The organism is Vibrio sp. 10N.247.311.12, assembly GCF_041467515.1.
In the GTDB taxonomy this organism is placed as follows: Bacteria; Pseudomonadota; Gammaproteobacteria; order Enterobacterales; family Vibrionaceae; genus Vibrio; species Vibrio crassostreae_C.
On record NZ_JBFSUV010000096.1, the window covers coordinates 1 to 1,760 of the forward strand.

Sequence of the window (1,760 nt, forward strand, 5' to 3'; positions counted from 1 at the left end):
CCGTCCTCTCACACCACCGTACAAGCGTGGGTCGCATACGGCGGTTCCGAATATACTTTCAGTGACTCGTACCCATCTCTTAGTGAGTACAGCCCCAACCCCTCGAACCATTTTATTGGCATGGCGTGATTAACCTGTGGCGTTGAAGCTAGATGCCACCAACCCTTATCTGACATCGCTAGCTTCCACGCATTACGCTCCGTTACACCTTGTCGCTGTAACCATATCGCTATGCTGTGTCTGCGTTTGCGCTGCTTTAGTCGGTAGCACCTTAATCTACGCCGTATCCATTCGTCTAAGCGCTGCATTGCACTTTTACTAACAGTAAGCTTGAAGTAGTGTTGCCATCCTCTTAGATATTGAGTTAACTCCGTGATTATCACCTGTAACTCTCGTCCTCGATTTCGCTTCGTTATCTGACGTACTCGCTTCTTCATTTGAGCTTGTGCCGTCTTCGATATCCCGATTCTTCCGTCTATCTGGAAGCGGTGGCTTAGGTAAGTTCGCTTTGTCACTCTCGTTGCTGCACTTTTCTTACGGTTTACCGTCAGCTTTAGTTTCTGCTCCAAGAACTCCGTTATCGACTCTCTGACTCGATGAGCGGCTTCCTCACTACGCACGTAGATTTGACAGTCATCTGCATATCGACAGAACTTATGCCCTCTACGCTCTAGCTCTTTATCCAGTTCATCTAATACAATATTTGATAGTAGCGGAGATAATGGCCCACCCTGGGGTGTGCCTCGTTGTCTCTGCTCAACTAGTCCATGTCGCATTATGCCTACCTGTAGGTATGACCTAATTAGCTTTAACACGCGTTTATCAGCAATATCTTGTGACAGCCTGTGCATTAGCCTATCGTGATTCACTGTATCGAAGTATTTTGCTAGGTCGATATCTACTACATAACCTCGACCCTCTCGGATGTAGCGACTGGCGGCCGACAATGCATGGTGCGCACTGCGGTTGGGTCTAAACCCGTAACTACTGTCGGAGAACTTCGGCTCATAGATACATGACAGCACTGATGTGATTGCCTGTTGGACTACCCTATCAAGGACTGTTGGGATACCTAATTGCCTTACGCCACCACTAGCTTTGGGGATTTCTACACCAAGAACAGGTTGAGGTTGATAGCTTCCATCCAGAAGACTCTGGCGAAGCTCTTGCCCGTTTGATGCCTGTCGAAGTCTTGAGATAGTGGCGTTGATGTCGAGCTTGTCGACTCCTGCACACCCTTTGTTCTTCTTCACGCGTCTAAGAGCTTGATTCAAATTGGTTGAGGAGCAGATTTGCTCCATCAACGAAGTTGAGGTCACCAAGACTCGCCCTCCTGTCTACGCCGACCATGCTTGTCATTCTTCGTATCCATGAGCTTTACTTGCGGTATTGCCCTTTGGGACGTAGAGATGAGTTTCATCTTGCTATGACTCCACATGATTGAGTGTCTAGTGACTGCTTCTTGATATATTCAGTTCAGGCCTTCCTTTGAGTTGTACATTCTCAAAGTACTATGCCTTCTGCTGACTTCTTATTGCTCATCACACAACATCACTGCTGTATTAGTCTCTATTGAGACAAACCATAAGATCTCCCGAGGTAAGACGTTGTTCTTTCCCTTGGCTGTGCCTGATTTACCACTACACACTTCCCGTCGAGGCATTGGGCTATTCTATCTATGGCTAGGTTGCCCAAGTTGTAATGGCCTACTATCAGATTTCTGTTCGTCACAACCAAGTTTTGCCATTTGCTTCCTTCAG

At 47.2% G+C, this 1,760-nt stretch carries 1 protein-coding gene; it reads right to left on the reverse strand.

Going from position 1 to position 1,760, the window contains the following annotated elements; genetic code table 11:
• Positions 1–8: 8 nt before the first annotated feature.
• Positions 9–1,301 carry a group II intron reverse transcriptase/maturase gene (gene ltrA, locus AB6E30_RS22435; RefSeq protein WP_170963353.1) on the reverse strand — a complete coding sequence of 431 codons (1,293 nt, stop codon included), beginning with the start codon at positions 1,299–1,301 and terminating at the stop codon, positions 9–11.
• Between the last annotated feature and the right edge of the window lie 459 nt (positions 1,302–1,760).

Bases quoted from the DNA above. Each gene is read 5' to 3' on its own strand.
- ltrA (WP_170963353.1), bottom strand. From the start codon at position 1,301: ATGGAGCAAATCTGCTCCTCAACCAATTTGAATCAAGCTCTTAGACGC.